Source organism: Parafilimonas terrae (genome assembly GCF_900115755.1).
GTDB lineage: Bacteria > Bacteroidota > Bacteroidia > Chitinophagales > Chitinophagaceae > Parafilimonas > Parafilimonas terrae.
In genome coordinates this window covers 83,319-102,397 of the sequence record NZ_FOXQ01000010.1, presented here as the reverse complement: position 1 = coordinate 102,397, position 19,079 = coordinate 83,319, and the positions used below count along the sequence as shown (strand labels likewise).

Sequence of the window (19,079 nt, the reverse complement as noted above, 5' to 3'; positions counted from 1 at the left end):
TTTTATTTGTCTTTGTAATGTTTATAACGCCATAAGGCTTCCAGAAAATAATAATCAGCATAAATAACCGGAACATCAACGCCTTTATTTCTTGGCTTGTTTACAACGCTGTGCCGCAACAGGAAATATTGATTGGGTGCAGCGTTTGAAAAGCACAGGTATTTATCGCTGCACAAACTGGTTAGCATTTGCAGGGCAGTATTATAATATAGCTTTCGTGATGTTGGGGTATAATTGCTTAATTCTATCAGCGCCGATGCTGCAACAGCCGCCGCCGATACATCTTTTTCAATATTTGGAATACCGGGATCATTAAAATCCCAGTAAGGAATGTGGTCTGGTATTTTATTTATTTGATGAATAAAATACTGTGCGGCTTTTTCTGCAAACGATAAATAGTTTTTATTGTGCGTGTACCGGTAAGCCATTGTAAGACTATAGATTGCCCATGCCTGGCCTCTTGCCCAGCAGGAAGCATCGCTATAGCCCTGCCATGTTTTTTGGGTTAAGAGCATGCCCGAAGCAGAATCAAAATCGAGCACATGAAAAGTACTTCCATCTTTTCGGAAACGGTATTTTAAGTCGTTGTTTATGTGAGATATCGCTATATTGAAAAAGGAAGAATCATGAAAAGTTTGTGCAGCCCAGAATAACAATTCCAGGTTCATAAGGTTATCCACTATTACAGGGTAATGCCAGGGGCCGTTATCCCACGAGCGGATGCTGCCAATGGCAGGATTAAACCTTTTGCTGAGTGATTTGGCACCTTGCAATAATATTTTTTTATAAGCGCTGTCTGCTGTAAACCGTAGCCCGTTGCCAAAAGAGGTAAACAGCATAAAACCAAGGTCGTGTTTATTCGTGAGCAGGCTGGCCGGTTGCAGGTTGTTCGTCCACTCATCTGCATAATGTTTCCATTCGCTGTTATTGCTAAAACCATATAAATACCATAAACATCCCGAAAAAAAACCGCTTGTCCAGTCTTTATAGTTTACAGTTAAAAGTGCCGAGTCATCATCAAAGCTGTAAAGGTGCACCAGTGGGTTATTGTAATGATTGATGAAAGAACGGTATTTTTCTTCTGCAAGCTGAACAATCTTGTCAACAGGCAAATTATTATTTGCCTGGGCGAAAGTTTTATTGCTGCAAAAGGCAATACAGGAGATAATAAGAAGAATGTAAGTACGCAAGCTATCCATAATTAAAAACAGTATTTTTAAAATTAGAGCTTGCACATAACTTATTACTATTTTTCAACGGAAACGTTTTCATGCCACAACGGAATACTATCCCAAAACATGCTAAACCGGAATTGCGTCAGCTAATGTCGCATGATACGCAGCCGTTTTGAAGTTCAGCATAATTTCTAAACCATTATTATTTGCAAAATGCAGATCTCCTTCCAATTGCTCTGAGAACAAACGGATAAGTTTTAGTCCAAGTGAATTGGTATGCATAATATCAATGCCCTCGGGTAACCCTTTTCCATTATCTGCAATCTTCAAAAACACACTTTCGTTATCCTGCGAGTTTAAAGAGATTTGTATTAAACCCCTTTCATCTTTGGAAAAAGCGTACTTCAATGCATTGGTGATTGCTTCATTAATGATGAGGCCAAGGGGCATTGACTGTGCAATATCGAGCGCCACATTATCAATGTCAAGCCTGAATCGTATGCGGCTGTTGTCTGCAAAATTGTCTTTGATATTTTCCACCAATTCATTTATGTAGCCGGGCATATTGATTACTGTGGTGTTATCTGCATGGTAAAGTTTTTGGTGAATGATAGCGATAGTTTGCATGCGTTCACGGCTTTCTTTTATAGCGTCCAGCGCAGATGGAGTGTGAAGAAACTCAGTTTGGGCATTCAGCAAATTCACCATCATCTGCAGGTTGTTTTTTACCCTGTGATGAATTTCTTTTACCAGCCAATCCTTTTCTATTATCAATTTTGTTTGCTGCTCATTCAGCCGCTGCAATTCTTTATTGCTTCCATCAATCTCTTCCTTTTGCAATATAGCAACAACTCATTGCTTTTTTGCTTATGCCTGTATTGACGATAAAGCAAAATGATAACAGCAAGCGCCAGTATAATGCCGCCTATAGTTATATTCTTAATCAGGCTTGCCTGCCGGAGGTTTGCCTGCTGAAGATTAGCTTTTTGTCTCAGGAAAGAAATATCATTATCCTTTGCCCTTATGGAATCCTCTTTCATTTCGATTTCATATTCCATACTTATTACTTCTAATTGTTTTTCCATTTTGGTAACGGAAACAGAATCGTTCTTTTGCTTATACAGCAGCAAATACCTGAACGCGGAAGGTATGTTGCCTTCTGCAGAATCGAGCTTATACCGCAATTGAAGGTTTAGGATCAGGCCGGTTTCAAATTTTATGCTGCTATCTATTTTTTCTGCTTTAACCAGGTAGTTACGGGCTTTGGGTAATTGATGCGTTTTAAGATAATAAGTTGCTACTGCCCGGTAACTCCATGTTCGCAATGTATTCCAGAGCATAGGGTCGTCAACTCTTTGTAACAATTCTTCACAATACCTCCAGGCTTTATCATACTGTTTAAGATTAAGATACAACGAGACATAAGTTACGCAAACGCTAACCTGGTCAGAAATATTCGGATAGGACAAAAAACTCGCAGGAATTAAATTCATCATTTTAGCGCCCTCATCCGGTTGCCCCTTATTGATATACATTTGTGCAAGGATGCTTGCTGTCGCATAAATATCATATTCATCCTTGTTTTTTTGCGCTATTTCCAATGACATTTTATAGTAATTGATTGCCATTGGTATTCTGCCGATAGACCTGTACACTGAACCCAAATTAGTAGCAATCTGGCACACCTGTGTACTGCTATCATGCAACTGTTGTGCTATTTTTAAAGCCTTCAGCGTATTCGATAGCGCCTGCCCGTTATTCCCCAGCCACCTGTATGCAATGCCAAGCAAAACATACACCCCCTGCACGTTCTCATATTTTGCTGCATTATAAGCAGCAAGCGCCTGGTTAAGTATTTCTACTGCCTTTGAATAATTTTGCATATTCACATTCAGGTCGCCCAGCATTTCAAGGCTGCGGCCCTTTCGTTTTAAATCATTTGCCTGCTGAAAAGCAACTACTGATTGATTGACAAGCTCTAATCTTATAGGAAGTTCTGTGCTGTCTGCATAATTATAATACCATGAAAGGGCAAAATATGCCTGCCCGAGATAGCTTTTATTGGTACCGGATTTTAAAATATCAATGGCATCTTCCAGCATTTTTTTTGCTTTATCGGATTGGCCTTTTTCTTTGATCATACCGGCACGCACAAGTAACAGATAGCCGGTGGCATCGGCAGATTTTATACGTGCATTCAATGCTTCGGCTTTTTTTAAATACACTTCAGCGCTATCAAAGTCAATTTGATTTTCGCCCGGCTTGAGTATATAAAATTGAGCTATCCCCGCCATCAAATCAATACGTTCTATATCCGTTTTGGCCTTGCTTAATTTAACCAGCATCGAATCAGCATCGTGGCGGGAAATGCCTTGTGCTGCAACAATAGCAGCAGAAAACAGCACTAATGAAAGTAAAATAATCCGTTTCATACAAGCAGCAATTATTGGGTTATCACTATGCAAGTGAAATTATTCAATGCTCTCTTTCTTAATCCCCAGTTTTTTCATTTTTGACTTTAGAGTAGATGGCGGGAGGTTTAATATTTCCGCGGCCCCGCCTGCGCCCCATATCCTGCCATTACATTTTTTCAATATGCTGATAATGTAATCCCTTTCATTTTCATGCATCGTTTTTATGTGTAAGTCTACAGAAATACCGGGACTATTTTTTTGCATGGTTACAGGCAGAGAAATATCTTCAATTATGGTTCCTTTTGAAAGCAATACACTTCTTTCAATAATATTTTCAAGCTCACGGATATTCCCCGGCCAGTGATAATTGGTCAGGTTTTTTAATGCCTTATCCGACAAGCCGGTTATCTTTTTCCCGGATTTACGATTATAATGGCTGGCAAAATGATTGGCGAGAAGAGGAATATCTTCCGTGCGTTCGCGCAGTGGCGGCAGTTCAACCGGGAATACGTTAAGCCGGTAATACAAGTCGAGGCGGAAGCGGCCTTCTGCTACTTATTTCTCCAGGTTTCGGTTCGTTGCAGCAATCACGCGCACATTAACTTTTGTAATATCCCTGGTGCCAATCCTTTCAATATATTTTTCCTGCAATACCCTTAGCAACTTCACCTGCAAATCGAGCGGCATCTCTCCAATTTCATCTAAAAAGATAGTGCCGCCGTCTGCCTTTTCAAATTTTCCAATGCGTTTATCCAATGCCCCGGTAAATGCTCCTTTCTCATGCCCGAATAATTCAGATTCTATCAATGTGGAAGGCAATGCTGCACAGTTCACTTTCACAAAAGGCTTATTTTTTCGGGGTGACAAATTGTGAATGCAATCTGCAATTCGCTCTTTACCTGTTCCGCTTTCTCCAAGTACAAGCACAGATGTGTCGGACGGCGCCACCTGCGTAAGCATGTCAAAAACATTTAACAGCGCCGGGCTTCTGCCAACTATGCCCTCAAAACCCTGCCCGGTTCCAGGAAATTCAGTCGCCGGTGTTTTACCTGCAATGGTAACACTGCCAGGTTCGTTTTTATTGAATAAGGTTTCGACAACCGAAGTAATTGCTTTTTTAAAATGCGTTAATAATGCGGTTAGCTCCGGAGTATAAGTATCCTTCTGACGGGAATAAAATGAAATCGTGAATTGCCCGCCGCCGGAAAGCTGCAAAGGAAGTGATGTGCGAGAATTTATATGAAATGTTTGCGACAGCAGTTCATAAAAAGATGAAGTATTGATAATGGAGATAACTTCTTTCAACTTCAACTTCGTTATGGTTAACAATTCCGGGACCCCGATTTGCTGGTACTCGTCAAAGCCTGTTCGCAGGAAACTGACGGCCTCATTGGGTTTGTCTTCAATTGCATCAAATCCTGCAGTTACATAATCGAAAGAGATAAAGGGTTGTAATGCCCGGAATAAAAAAAGCAATTTATTATTATTTGTTTCTGAAGTATGAACCAGGGCCGCTAATTTATCATTTAGAATGTGCTCCTTTTTCAGTTTCGATTCAATGCTGTGCTCGTGCCTGTAACGGGCAATTTCGAGCATGATTAAAAGGTCCTTTTCCCGGAATGGTTTTACCAAAAAACCGTAGGGTTGCGTAGCTTTTGCTTCATTCAGCACCTCTTCATTGGAACTTGCAGACAAGTAAACAAAAGCAATATTTTCCTGTGCTAATTGGCGTGCAAGATCAATGCCGGTCAATTTTCCTTTTACAAAAATATCCAGCAATACTATATCAGGTTTTTCCCTTGCTATCAGTTCCTGTGCCTGTGGAACAGAATGCGCTATGCCTGTAATCTGGTAACCCGCCCTGGTGAGCATCATGCGCAGGTAATCTGCTTCCATAAACTGGTCTTCCACAATAAGAACTTTCTCCTTCATAACTCGATAAAAGCCTTGATTTTGTTTTTCGTGTATTCCTTTCAATCCCGTGTTCAGGCAAATTAATCGTCGGACAGTTAGCTGCTTCAACGGTTATTAATTGTCAAATCTACAACAAAAATAATGGTACATATATTCATTTGCAGGCGATTTTCCTCTCTTTTCGCCCTGATCCTTGCTGCCACTTTACTTGCTGATTTATGCAATAGCTCAGGATTTTAAAATTATACGAAATCATCCGGTAGCCATGTCTTTAATTTTTTCGGAAGAAACCGGGCCTCTTGGTAACGCCACACTAAAAAGGGGCGTGACCTGCGTCACGCCCCGTAATTTCCAAAACAAAACCAACTGCTGAACTAACGAAGTGTTTTAAAGGCAGCACGCAGGTCTTCAGTAAGAAGCTGAGGTTGTTCCCATGCTGCAAAGTGCCCGCCTTTATTATGTTTATTGAAGAAGATCAGTTTCGGATATGCCTTTTCTGCCCAGGGTTTTGGGACTGCATAAATTTCGTCGGGAAATGAACTAACGGCAACAGGTATCTGTACATTCCTTGGGTCAAAAAAGCCGCCACCGGTTGAGGCTTGTGTTGCTTCCCAATAGAGCCGGGCTGAAGAGACACCGGTATTTGTAAACCAATACAAAGAAATGTTATCCAATATATCATCCTTCGATAATCCTTCCGTTTCACCATTAAATATACGTGTGATGAGTTTGTAACTTGCGTCATCATGATCCAGCATCCAGGCAGCTAATCCAATTGGTGAATCTGCAATGCCATACAATGTTTGGGGGCGAAGCCCCATTTCCTGTGCGTATGCCAATCCTTTTTTATTAAAGAAATCCAATTGCTTATATGCTTTCTTTTCATCGTCTGAAAGGCCATCGGGCATGGTGCCGGCGGCCAATGCTTTTGAAATTTCTGCCGGTTCGGCTGCCGCCATATTGGTGTGAATACCCAATAATTCAGGTGGGGCAATTAATGCCATAGATTCTGAAATTGCATTTCCCCAGTCGCCGCCCTGGGCAACGAATTTTTTGTACCCTAAACGTTTCATTAATTCAATCCATGCTTTTGCTACCCTAACAGGGTTCCATCCGAGTTCTGTTGCTTTGGCTGAAAATCCATGGCCCAGGAGAGAAGGGATGACCACGTCAAACGCATCTTCCGCTTTGCCGCCATAAGCGGTAGGGTCTGTAAGCGGCCCGATAATCTTTAGCTGTTCAATTATAGAACCCGGCCAGCCATGCGTAATGATGACCGGCATTGCATCTTTATGTTTAGAACGGACGTGTATGAAATGAATATCCAACCCATCGATGTTTGTGATAAACTGGGGATAGGAATTAAGCTTTGATTCTATTTTACGCCAGTCATATTTGGTTGCCCAGTATGCTGCCAATGCTTTCATTGTTGCCAGTTGAACACCTTGTGACTCATCTTCCACCAGTTCCTGGTCTGGCCATTGTGTTGTCAATATTCTTTTTTTTAAATCATCAATTTTTTCCTGCGGAATATGTACCTGGAAAGAACGTACTGACTCGTCGAGTGAGAAAGTTGTGCCTGTTTCTGTTTGAGCGTTGCTTAATGTGCTTTGTAATGCGAGGGCGCCTGCCATCACGGCATTTGCAATTATTTTTTTATTCTTTTTCATTTTAAGATGTTTTTTATCTGGTTTTTTAAATAAGGTCTAAAGTTATCCGGGTGGCAATGCCATGGCAATCTTAAAATGTTCCAGGCAGACATCTTTGTGGATAAAACGGACATTATTATGGCCGGACTAAATTGTATTTATTGACTTCTTCGATACGTTTTACGATTTTTTCTGATAGCTGCGGTATGCTGCCGTTCTATTTCGTGGCCAGCGCTGTTTATCGCCGCGCTATTTCGCTGTGATAAATAACGCTCTAAGAGCAATTGATTGATATATAATGATTTATTTCTAATGGCATCCCGTTTGAATACAATATGGCACAAACAACAACAGGATGGCAACTTTTCAAATTCGTCTGTTTTTATTACTGAACATTTATAGTCACAAACAGCTATGTTGAATCAAATCAAATAGGTATTTCCTGTTTGGAGTATTCGAGTGGAAATAAGAAGCGGACTGCACCGCAGCATTGGTTGCAGTTTCTGAATAAATCTGTAATTCATCTTAATCTATATCATAAAATCTATTGAAATGGAAGCTCGTTCGGTTACTAACAATGTAAACCCGGCAGTGGTATTGCCGGAGATACTTTTTCAGCACACAACTTCGGACATCAATGAAACAACAAAGGAAGAACTCAGAAATTTCTTCCGCCACATTCGTTTTCCATGGTTGGAAGAAGCGCTGAATAAATTAACATCAACAGCAGGAAAAAAAAGTTTCCTTGTCTTTAAGAATAATAAGTATGTAAATGTACTTACCGACAAAATTGCTTTCTTCTATATAAAATATGAGTCGGCAATGATTATGACTTTTAATAGAGAAGAATACTTTGTCAATTATTCGCTCGAACAGGTTCAAAATTTGTTACCGGAAGAGCAGTTCTTCCGTTTGAACCGGCAATACCTGATCAATTTTAACGCTGTAAAAGAAGTGGAGCATTATTTTGCCAGGAAGCTATTGGTAAACCCTGTAATCCCTATGAAAGATAAACTTATCGTTTCCAAAGAAAGAGTGACTGAGTTTTTACAATGGCTGGATAACCGGTAATCCACCCTGCCTGTTCATGCAGCAATGTGCTCAAACAATTGTTGGAGATATTATTAGCAGCTGCTTCTTATCCTGCACAGTTAATCATGAACAACTTCACGCGCATGAGAAATAAAATAGCCCAATGTGAATGAAAAAACTGCAGAGAATTTCAGGGATGTATTTGGCCGGTCTGACTTTTATTTAGTCCATGTGAAGTAGTTGAAGCTTGTTCACGGAGCGCTCTTGCTAATATTTTTGAAAACCGGTTTTCAGCTTAAATAAACGCGTTGATTTGACATAACCGGCACAGCGCGAAACAAATGCAGGCTTCGTTATCGGGAGCTTGACCTTCTTCATACTATAAACAATAAAAACATAAAAAATGACAAAGACAAAATTGCTTTTTGCGACCATCTTCCTGGGTATGGTTAGCATTACTGCAGTAGCCCAGGTTAAAAACATTGTATTGGTTCATGGCGCTTTTGCTGATGGCTCCGGATGGAATAAGGTGTATTCTATTTTGAAAGACCGTGGCTACAACGTAAGCGTAGTTGGTAACCCCAATACCGGCATGGAAGACGATGTAGCAGCAACCCAACGGGTATTGGACAGGCAGGATGGCCCCGTAATTCTCGTTGGCCATTCTTATGGAGGTGCAATCATTACTGTAGCAGGTAATTCGGCCAAGGTTAAAGGCCTTGTGTATGTTGCCGCTTTTGCGCCGGATGAAGGAGAAACTTTAGGAAAATTATTCGGTGATTATCCTGCGGATCCTATTAATGGAATACTTCCGGCGGTGAATGGGTTTGCCTGGTACGATCATGCAAAATATCATTCCGGGTTTTGCGCCGATTTGTCCAAAGAAGAAAGTGAATTTATGTACGATTCCCAGGTTCCTGTAGCATCGTCTGCTTTTACTTATGTATTCGACAAAAACATAGCGTGGAAAACAAAGCCGAGCTGGCATATCATATCAACAGAAGATCATTCAATTCCGGTAGCGCTGGAAAGGTTTATGGGCAAACGGGCCGGCGGCACTATTACGGAAATCAAGGCCAGCCATGTCGTTTTTATTTCTCATGCCAGGGAAGTTGCAGATGTTATTGACACTGCAGCAAAATCAATAAGCGAAAAATAGAAATGAGGCCAGTTAAAAACAAAAAACATACATACCATTTAATATTAAAAACTTAAGCAATGAAAAATGTAAAAGCCGGTTTTAGCTATATAACTATAATTAGTTTAATGGCCCTTACTTCTTCTACGGGATGTTCTGATACGTCGTCGTCTGCATCACTTCCGGAAGCACACATTGACAACACAGTAGTGCCTTTCAAAATCAATATTCCGGATGCGGATTTAAATGAACTTCGGCAAAGAATAGCAGCCACACGCTGGCCCGATAAAGAAACGGTTGCAGACCGTTCACAAGGAGTGCAATTGGAAAGGTTTAAAACACTTGTAAATTATTGGGGCACTGCTTACGACTGGAGAAAGATAGAATCAAAACTGAATGCACTGCCACAGTTCAAAACAAATATTGATGGACTGGATATACATTTTATCCATGTGCGTTCAAAGCACAAAAACGCATTGCCACTGATTGTAACGCACGGCTGGCCCGGCTCGGTTATCGAACAACTTAAAATAATCGGGCCGCTTACCGACCCTACAGCTTATGGCGGAAAGGAAGAAGATGCTTTTGATGTGGTGATTCCTTCAATGCCGGGTTACGGTTTCTCCGGCAAACCGGAAAATAGCGGTTGGGGCCCCGACCGTATTGCAAAAGCCTGGGACGTATTAATGAAGCGATTGGGGTATACAGAATATGTGGCTCAGGGCGGCGACTGGGGCGCGGTAATCTGTGATGCAATGGGCCGCCAGGCGCCGAAAGGATTGCTGGGCATTCATGTAAACATGCCCGCAACTGTTCCTGCAGATATTGCAAAAGCGCTTAAGAATGGCGACCCCGCGCCTGAAGGCTTATCAGAAGAAGAAAAGAAAGCATACGAATCAATGAATGATTTGTACACAAAAGGAGGAGCGTATGCGGGCATCATGGTAACCCGTCCGCAAACGCTGGGTTATAGTCTTGCCGATTCACCTTCTGGTTTGGCTGCATTCTATTACGACAAGTTTAATGACTGGACATTCAGTGGGGGCGATGCAGAGAAATCTCTCTCGAAGCATGATATGCTGGATGATATTACGCTGTACTGGCTGACAAATACAGGAACTTCCTCTGCACAATTATACTGGGAAAACAATAATAATAATTTCAATGTGGTGGAGCAAAGAACTGCAGAAATTTCGGTACCGGTTGCCGTTACCGTATTTCCCGGAGAAATATACCAGGCGCCAAAAACCTGGACAGAACAGGCCTACAAAACCCTTATCTATTATAACAAAGTTGATAAAGGCGGCCATTTTGCAGCCTGGGAAGAACCGCAATTATTTACACAGGAGCTAAGGGCTGCATTCAGACCGCTCCGTAAATAGCAATTATAGCAGGCGAGACGTGAACGGCGCCCAGTCCAGTGTGCCACTTCAGTTTCTGAATTACATTATTTGAAACTGGTTCAAATAAAAAATATGATAAAAAAATTTATTTCTGATTCACGCCGTAAGCTGGGTGCATTAGTGATAACAATTTGTTTCGCCGGCATTGTTTCTATGAGTTTTTCGGGTAACTATTCTAATGAATCAATGCAAAATGATAAACCTTATATGAAAAGCGAATTGTCATCTATCAGCAAGGCCGATGCCTGGATTAATGCTGACGGGTTAACTGCAGAGGTTTTAAAAGGAAAAGTAGTCTTGATCGAATTCTGTACATATACCTGCATTAACTGGTTGCGTACGATGCCCTATGTTCGGGCCTGGTCGGAAAAATACAAGAACAAGGGGTTAGTGGTAATCGGGGTGCATACACCTGAATTTCCCTTTGAAAGAAATATTGATAACGTGCGGAAATCAATGCAGGATATGAAGATTCAAATTCCGGTTGCAATTGATAATAATTATGCAATCTGGAATGCGTTTAGCAACCGGTATTGGCCTGCGCTCTACTTTATAGATGTAAAAGGCCGCATCCGTTATAGCAAATTCGGGGAAGGTGATTATGAGGAATCTGAAAAGGTGATCCTGCAATTGTTGAAAGAGACGGGAATTAATGATTCAGATAATGATTTAGTAGCTACGGAAGGTGAGGGGATTGAGTTGGCTGCCGACTTAAATAATTTAGCCTCGCCGGAAAATTACCTGGGGTATGAACGAATGGAAAATTTTTCATCGCATGGTTTGGTACATGAAAAGCCATATAGCTACACATTGCCCGGTTATTTAAATCTTAACCAGTGGGGTGTTTCAGGGAAATGGACTATTGGTAAAGACCGCATAAGCCTGAATGAAGCTAATGGGAAAATAGTTTACCGTTTTCATTCCCGGGACATGCACATCGTGATGGGGCCATCATCCCCTGATGCTTCTATCCGTTTCCGTGTATTGATAGATGGTAAGCCTCCGGGGCAGGCACATGGGATTGATATTGATGAACAGGGATATGGTGATGTAAAAGAACAACGATTATATCAATTGATCCGTCAGCAGGACACCATAATTGACAGGGATGTTGAAATTGAATTTCTTAATGGAGGAGCCGAAGCTTTTTCTGTGACGTTTGGCTGATATATATTGATATGTCAATATTAACCAGGGTTTAAATTTTATCACTTAAAAATTAAAAAAGATGTTAGAAGAAAAACAATATGGCCGCCGCCATTTCTTAAGCAATTCAATACTGTCAATCGTAGCTGTTCCGCCTGCAATGACTGTATTAACCGATGGATTTTTGAACCATTCAAACGAACCGCGTATGAATAACCGAAGGCCGGCTAATAACACTGTATTCGAAAATATAAAACAGGTTAACGCCGGGGATTTGAATGTTGGTTATGTGGATGAAGGGCCGGCAAACGGGCCTGTAGTTATATTGCTGCACGGGTGGCCTTACGATATTCATAGCTTTATTGAGGTTGTTCCAATATTGACAGCAAAGGGCTACAGAACAATTGTTCCTTATTTGCGTGGTTATGGAACAACACGCTTTCTGTCTGATGCAACCATGCGTAACGGCGAACCTGCCGCATTAGCTTATGATGTTATAAACCTGATGGATGCCCTGCATATAAAAAGTGCAATTATTGGGGGATTTGACTGGGGCGCACGCACTGCTAATATTGTGGCAGCGATCTGGCCTGACAGATGCAGAGGAATGGTATCTGTAAGCGGTTACCTCATCGGAAGCCGGGAAAGCGGTAAGCAGCCTTTGCCTCCGGCTGCGGAGTTGCAATGGTGGTACCAGTTTTATTTTGCAACAGAACGAGGAAGGGCAGGTTATGAAAAATACGCGAATGATTTTAACAGGTTAATATGGCAACTCGCTTCTCCAAAATGGAAGTTTGATGATGCTACTTTTGAAAAATCTGCGGCCTCATTCGCCAACCCAGATCATGTGAGTATAGTTGTTCATAATTACTGCTGGCGCCTCGGGCTCGCCGAAGGAGAAGCGAGGTACAATGATATTGAAAAGAAGCTCTCCACATTTCCTGTAATTAACACCCCTGCTATTACGCTTGAAGGAGAGGCAAATGGCGCTCCCCATCCGGATAGTAGTGTGTATTCAAAAAAATTCACAGGCAAGTACAAGCATTTATTACTTAAGAATGGTATAGGTCATAATCTTCCGCAGGAAGCGCCAAAAGATTTTGCAGAGGCAATTATTGAAGTAGGTAAACTTTAGAAAAGAAGCGATTAATTTAGGAGTTGCTGAAACGTATAGAAGAAACGCCGCCTGATATGAGCATAGTTCTACAAAAGCTAAAGCAGAAATTGGACTTATTTATCAGCATGCGAATAATGTTCTTTCTGTAATGCCTTAATTCGCCCGTATCATATCAAAGCATATTCAGGGATATAAATCATACCGGCTGGTACATTAGCACCTTCTGAAAGTTTATGCGATAAGCTTTAGGCTGGCAATCTTTAAATTTCTTAAACTGCCTGTAAAAAAAGGGGATGCTTTCAAACCCGGAAGCATAACATATTTCGCTGATCTGTTTATCTGTTTCAATAAGCAATTTGCAAGCCCTGTTGATTTTATATTCATTCAAAAATTCGAAGAAGGGTTTTTTCATTGTTTTGCTGAAATAACGGGAGAAATATTCTTCGCTCATATTTAATCTTGAAGCAATATCTGCCAGGGATACCTGGCGCTGATAGTTTTTCTGAATGTAGTCATAAACGCAGTTGATGCGTGTTTTGTCCGTGTCATCCAGGTCAAACGTAAACTCCTGCCCGCATAAAAACCTGGATTTGTGATTATGGGAAAGATACTCAAGCACCTGCAGCAAAATCATCAATTTTTCAAATGGCGATGCATTAAGCAGTTCATAGAATTTCAGCTTAAGTGCCGAAGCTACTTCCGGGTCAACTTTTATTCCCTTATTCATTAATACAGACAGGTTCCTGATGCTTTCAAATTCAATACTGTGCATCCAGTTTTTATCAAAAAAATCTTCCTTCAGGTAAATTACAATCGCAGTTACCGGCTCATCCTGTTCTGTCCATACATGCGGCAGGTTTGAGCCAAGCAGCACCAGTTCTTCCCCATGAAAATTTTCAATGGAATTACCCACATATCGCACACCCTGGCCGCTTAATATAAAAGTTAATTCAAGCTCGGCATGGTAATGCCAGGGATAATAAAACTCCTGGCTTGTTTTCTGAAATTCAACCTTAAACAGCTTTGATTCTGATGGAATTGGTTTGTAATGCGGCTTCATTATTCAAACATAAGCAAATGGCAAAACCTATCCTGATTTTGTATGCTATATAGCAGAATAAGATAATAATAAGTCAAAATAGGATAATTAGTGTTTGAGTGTTAACAAGATAAGATATTGATTAAGCAAGATTGTGTAAAAAATGCGCGGGCCTGAAAAATAGTTTTGTTTACGCAATCAAAATAAAACTGATTGTCCGGTATTAAACCAATTAAAGTTAAACAAACAAGACGATTGCTATGAAATCAGCGCATTCAAAATTTATCTCTCTCAAGCAAACATTCTTTGCATTGTTTGTTTTTTTGCTTTTTGCGAAAGGAGTGGTTGCACAGACAACATTTACATTATCCGGTAAAGTTACTGATGGCGAAGCAGCCCTGGCGGATGTTTCTGTTATGGTAAGGGAAACGCAGCAGGGCACGGTTACCAACGAAGCCGGTGAGTTCACACTGTCTGTTTCACGCGGGCAAACACTTGTAGTTTCTCACACAGGTTTTGAAACACAAAACGTAAAAGTGGGCAACGGGGACCATATCTCCATTAACCTTATTGCTTCGGCAGGAAATGTGCTGAGCGATGTGGTAGTGGTAGGATATGGAACACAGAAGAAGACTTCCCTAACGGCTGCCGTATCAACCATGCGTGGAAAAGAAATTGCCTCTGTGCCCATTGCCAATTTAAGTAATGGATTGGGCGGCAGGGTATCCGGTGTTATTTTCAAACAGGGGTCCGGTGAGCCGGGCAGGGATGGCTCCAATATTTATATAAGGGGCCTGTCCTCTACAGGGTCTAACCAGCCTTTGCTTATTGTTGATGGCATACCAAGAACTTTCCAGCAACTTGATCCCAACACTATAGAATCCTTTACAGTATTAAAAGATGCCGCTGCTGTTGCGCCCTATGGTGTTGCCGGCGCCAATGGTGTAATACTGGTTACCACTAAAAGGGGAAAATCAGGTGCGCCTTCTCTCACGTATAATGGTTATGTGGGTTCTCAAAACCCGGTTGTATTACCAAAATTTGTAAACTCCTACCAATATGCCACGTTGAGAAATGCAGCCGCTGTAAATGAAGGCTTACCCGAGCCATATTCCGCCGAAGAACTGCAGAAATTCCAGGATGGCTCAGACCCTGATGCTTATCCTACTTTTAAAGATATATGGGGTATGATCACCAATAAAAATGCCTTGCTGACACAGCATAATGTTGAAATTTCCGGTGGTTCGGAAAGAGTGAAATATTATGCAGCATTGGGTTACCAGTACCAGGAAGGCATGTGGCCAGCCACCAATACCCGCCGGTTTAATCTCGTGCTTAATTTAGATGCGCAGGTAACATCCACTACCAATGTATCATTAAATGTAAACGGGCGAAACCAGAAAAATATGTATCCCGCGGTTTCCACGGGCCGCATTTTTGAGCTCATTGGTTATTTGCACCCATTGTACGGGCCACTGCGTTTCAGCAATGGAATGCCCGGAACTTTTCTTACCGGCAGCTTGTTTAACAGCGGGTATCAAAAAATTCTTACCAATGCGCTTTATACGCAACTTTCCGTTGAACAGAAATTACCTTTTATACCAGGCTTAAAAGCAAAAGGTACCATCGCATTCGACCCTTCTTATGCCATGAATAAACTATGGACTTTGCCGGTGCACAAGGCAAGCCTTGATAAATCGCAAACACCTTATGTGATTACAGATGGTATTTGGGGCCAGACAAAGCCTTCGCTCAGTCAAAATATTGATTATGCTACACAGCTTACTTACCAGGTTGGCCTGAACTATGACCATTCATTCGGACAGCATAATGTTTCAGTATTGGGTTTATTTGAAGCAAAAGGCAACGACCTGGTAAGTCTTGCAGCCTCCCGCAGAAATTTTAATCTCACGGTTGATGAGATTAATATGGGCAGTTCCAGTGCTGCGGATATGACCACAGGCGGCGCCTCCAGCGCTGCAAGACAGGAAGGGCTGGTGTACAGGGTGGCTTACAATTATGCGCAGAAATATTTGCTGGAAGCAAGTGGCCGTTATGATGGAAGCTACTATTTCGCACCGGATAAAAGATGGGGTTTCTTCCCTGCATTTTCGGTGGGCTGGCGTTTGTCTGAAGAAAAATTCCTGAAGGATAAATTTAACTGGCTTGACAACCTGAAAATAAGAGGCTCTTATGGTGAAGTAGGGGCTTTGGCAGGAAGTCCGTTTCAATACATGAGTATATATAATGTGTTGGGTACAAATTATGTTTTGGGCGGCAATGCGGTGCAAGGCATCAGCGAAAGTGCAGAACCTAATCCTAACATTACCTGGGAGCGGGCAAGAAAAACGGATATTGGCCTGGAAGTGAATTTATGGAAAGGGTTACTGAATGTTGAGTTCGATTATTTTCATGAAAAAAGGTCTAACATGCTTGTAAGCCCCGATGTAATTGTACCGGCTGAATACGGCGTAGGACTTAGCCAGGTTAATGCAGGCATCATGTCAAACCAGGGTTTTGATTTTACCATCGGGTCCGTGCATGAATTTTCAAAAGACCTGAGTGTGTCTTTATCGGCCAATATGACTTATGCAAAAAATAAATTGCTCCAGGTTTTTGAAACGCCTACCACCTATAATAATCCCAATCGCCGGGTTACCGGAAGGCCGCTCGGAACGCAATTTGGTTTTCATGCTTTAGGTTATTTCCAGGCTGATGATTTTGATGCGGATGGTAATTTAAAATCCGGTATTGCAACACAACCCTGGGGCGCAGTTCAGCCCGGCGACATCCGGTATGAAGATATGAACAAGGACGGGAAGATTGATAATGATGACTTAACCGTAATTGGTAACCCAACAGCCGTGCCGGGCATTGTTTATGGGTTTGCGCCTGCCGTTCGCTATAAAGGTTTTGGGCTGGAATTATTGTTCCAGGGTGCGGCAAAAGTTGACTGGTACTATCATGGCTCTACTATTATGCCGTTCTGGGAAACCATGCTTCCGTACGTACAGGATTTTGATTACTGGACGCCGGAAAATACCAACGCTAAATTCCCAAGGCTTACATCTTCTCCAACCGTTAATAACTCTCAAACATCTTCTTTCTGGATGGGGAATGCAAATTACCTGCGGCTGAAAAGCGCTACATTATCTTATACAATACCGGCTTCGGTAATGAGCAGGATCAAGCTTCAGTCTGCCAGGATTTATTTATCAGGACAGAATATTTTAACCTGGACAAAACTGATGAATTACGATCCGGAAATTGGCCCCAACAATTCATGGATACCCAACGGAAGCTGGGGCTATCCAAACCAGAAGGCAATTTCAATAGGTATGAACATTACTTTTTAACCGGCAAACCAAACATTATGAATAAGCAATTTTTTAAAATAGCATTTGGCATCATTATCATTTCATCATCTGTTTTGATAAGCTCCTGCAAACGATACCTTGAAGTGGTACCCAAACAGCAGGTTTCAGATGCAACATTATGGGCAACTTCAGATAATGCAGATTTATTCCTGAACAATATCTATGCGGCCGTACCTACGCTGGACGTGAGCGACCCCTGGGAGAATTTTTCAGATAATTCCCTCAACGGGCAGGCAGGCCGCACAAGCACAAATATTTACGGGCCCGGAATTTATACCCCGGCCAATACGCCCAACAAATGGGGACAGTACGCTAACATCCGCAAATGCAATTTGTTCATAGAAAAAGTTACGGCTTCATCATTGCCCGAAGACTGGAAAAAAACAAGGCTGGCAGAAGCGCGTTTTCTGAGGGCTTATTTCTATTCTCTGTTATGGACGTATCATGGCGGTGTGCCCATCATTACCGATGTATTGAATATTAACGAGCAGGGAGATGCAGTATTCCGTTCGAGAAATACTTCCGAAGAAACCGCTGGCTTTATCATCTCTGAATGTGCGGCCATTGCGGGTGACTTACCGGTAGATGCTGAATCCGGAAGGGCAACGAGAGGCGCAGCGCTTACGCTTGAAGGTTATACAGAGCTGTTTAATGCAAGCCCGTTAAAAAACCCTTCAAACGATTTATCCCGCTGGGAGCAGGCTGCAGCCACATATAAAAAAGTAATAGACCTGAATAAATACAGTTTATTCCCTGACTATTCAACACTTTTTTATGAAGACAACAATAATAACCAGGAAGTGATATTCAGCCGCCAGCATCTCGGTGGTACTTCCCTCGCGAATTATATCGGGCAGATAGGGCCGCGTTTTGTAAATGGCTCTCTTACAGGATGGGGGCATGTGGATCCTACTCAAGACCTGGTGGATGAATATGCCATGGCTAACGGACTGCCTATTACCGATCCGGCTTCAGGTTATGATGCGCAGCATCCTTATGAAAACCGTGAAAACCGCTTTTACCAGTCCATCATATACGATGAATCCGTTTGGCTGGGCGCTACCATGATCATGAAACAGGGTGTAGGCAGCCTGAATGCAACAGATTTAAATAACAGCAGCATATCAACAAGAACAGGCTATTATGTTATTAAAGGCGTAAACCCGAAATATGCAGGCGCACAGGATAATGGCAACAGCGCTAACTGGATCATTTTCCGCTATGCGGAAGTATTGCTTAGCTATGCGGAAGCCAAAAACGAAGCCGCCGGTCCTGATCAATCTGTATATGATGCTATTAACGCCGTAAGAAACCGCTCAAACCTGCCGGATATTCAAACCGGCTTAAACAAGGAAGAAATGCGTAAGGTAATTGCCCGTGAAAGGAGGGTGGAGCTTGCTTTTGAAGAAAAAAGATTACCGGATTTATTAAGGCTTAAGCTTGCAGAAACAAAACTTAACGGAACAGTGCATGCTATAAAAATTGATATAGTTGGCGGAAATACAGTTTATACGGTTGTTCCGGCCGGCGGCGGCGCAAAAGTTTTTGATCCTGCAAAGAATTATGTACTTCCTATTCCGCAATCGGCAATTGATAAAAATCCTAACCTGGAACAAAATCCCAATTATTAAATTAGCATAGAATTAAATATAATTGTAGCTGTATATCAGCGATG

Annotated in this window: 14 protein-coding genes; 7 read left to right on the top strand and 7 right to left on the bottom strand. The window is 41.8% G+C overall.

Annotated elements, in window-relative coordinates; translation table 11 throughout:
* Window positions 1–2: 2 nt before the first annotated feature.
* The 6 genes from BM015_RS15640 to BM015_RS15620 all read right to left on the bottom strand — a co-directional run bounded on the left by BM015_RS15640 (window position 3) and on the right by BM015_RS15620 (window position 7,173).
* On the bottom strand, window positions 3–1,199 hold the full coding sequence (locus tag BM015_RS15640; RefSeq protein WP_090660563.1) for a glycoside hydrolase family 88 protein: 1,197 nt from the start codon (window positions 1,197–1,199) through the stop codon (window positions 3–5).
* A 102-nt stretch (window positions 1,200–1,301) separates the two neighbouring features.
* Entirely contained in the window at window positions 1,302–2,015 is a 714-nt protein-coding gene (locus BM015_RS15635) for a sensor histidine kinase (protein WP_143075892.1), read from the bottom strand.
* Window positions 1,967–3,607, bottom strand: coding sequence for a tetratricopeptide repeat protein (locus BM015_RS15630; protein WP_090660557.1), 1,641 nt, complete (start codon window positions 3,605–3,607; stop codon window positions 1,967–1,969). Before BM015_RS15630 ends, BM015_RS15635 begins: the two co-directional genes overlap by 49 nt.
* A gap of 39 nt (window positions 3,608–3,646) precedes the next feature.
* Window positions 3,647–4,117, bottom strand: a complete 471-nt coding sequence (locus tag BM015_RS21885) for a sigma-54-dependent Fis family transcriptional regulator (RefSeq protein WP_245751455.1) — start codon at window positions 4,115–4,117, stop codon at window positions 3,647–3,649.
* Between the two features lie 27 nt (window positions 4,118–4,144).
* The gene (locus BM015_RS15625) at window positions 4,145–5,521 is read right to left on the bottom strand and encodes a sigma 54-interacting transcriptional regulator (RefSeq protein ID WP_245751453.1); all 1,377 of its coding nucleotides are present in this window, start codon (window positions 5,519–5,521) and stop codon (window positions 4,145–4,147) included.
* Between the two features lie 356 nt (window positions 5,522–5,877).
* Window positions 5,878–7,173 (bottom strand): epoxide hydrolase family protein, encoded by a 1,296-nt coding sequence (locus tag BM015_RS15620; protein WP_177191930.1) that lies wholly within the window; start codon window positions 7,171–7,173, stop codon window positions 5,878–5,880.
* A gap of 531 nt (window positions 7,174–7,704) precedes the next feature.
* Here BM015_RS15620 and BM015_RS15615 point away from each other — a divergent pair.
* From BM015_RS15615 to BM015_RS15595, 5 genes are all read left to right on the top strand, one after another.
* Window positions 7,705–8,223 (top strand): LytR/AlgR family response regulator transcription factor, encoded by a 519-nt coding sequence (locus BM015_RS15615; protein ID WP_090660554.1) that lies wholly within the window; start codon window positions 7,705–7,707, stop codon window positions 8,221–8,223.
* A 364-nt stretch (window positions 8,224–8,587) separates the two neighbouring features.
* Window positions 8,588–9,343: an alpha/beta hydrolase gene (locus tag BM015_RS15610; RefSeq protein WP_090660551.1), complete on the top strand. Its 756-nt coding sequence runs from the start codon at window positions 8,588–8,590 to the stop codon at window positions 9,341–9,343.
* A 59-nt stretch (window positions 9,344–9,402) separates the two neighbouring features.
* Complete coding sequence (locus BM015_RS15605) at window positions 9,403–10,704, top strand: epoxide hydrolase family protein (RefSeq protein WP_090660548.1); 1,302 nt, start codon at window positions 9,403–9,405, stop codon at window positions 10,702–10,704.
* Between the two features lie 93 nt (window positions 10,705–10,797).
* The gene (locus BM015_RS15600) at window positions 10,798–11,892 is read left to right on the top strand and encodes a redoxin family protein (protein WP_090660774.1); all 1,095 of its coding nucleotides are present in this window, start codon (window positions 10,798–10,800) and stop codon (window positions 11,890–11,892) included.
* A gap of 61 nt (window positions 11,893–11,953) precedes the next feature.
* A complete protein-coding gene (locus BM015_RS15595) occupies window positions 11,954–13,006 on the top strand; it encodes an alpha/beta fold hydrolase (protein ID WP_090660545.1) in 1,053 nt (350 codons plus the stop codon).
* A 178-nt stretch (window positions 13,007–13,184) separates the two neighbouring features.
* On the opposite strand, the gene BM015_RS15590 is transcribed toward BM015_RS15595, so the two are convergent.
* On the bottom strand, window positions 13,185–14,048 hold the full coding sequence (locus BM015_RS15590) for an AraC family transcriptional regulator (protein ID WP_090660542.1): 864 nt from the start codon (window positions 14,046–14,048) through the stop codon (window positions 13,185–13,187).
* Window positions 14,049–14,287: 239 nt separating this feature from the next.
* On the opposite strand from BM015_RS15590, the gene BM015_RS15585 reads away from it, so the two are divergent.
* Window positions 14,288–17,383 (top strand): SusC/RagA family TonB-linked outer membrane protein, encoded by a 3,096-nt coding sequence (locus tag BM015_RS15585; protein ID WP_090660539.1) that lies wholly within the window; start codon window positions 14,288–14,290, stop codon window positions 17,381–17,383.
* Window positions 17,384–17,400: 17 nt separating this feature from the next.
* Complete coding sequence (locus tag BM015_RS15580) at window positions 17,401–19,035, top strand: RagB/SusD family nutrient uptake outer membrane protein (protein ID WP_177191929.1); 1,635 nt, start codon at window positions 17,401–17,403, stop codon at window positions 19,033–19,035.
* Window positions 19,036–19,079 lie beyond the last annotated feature (44 nt).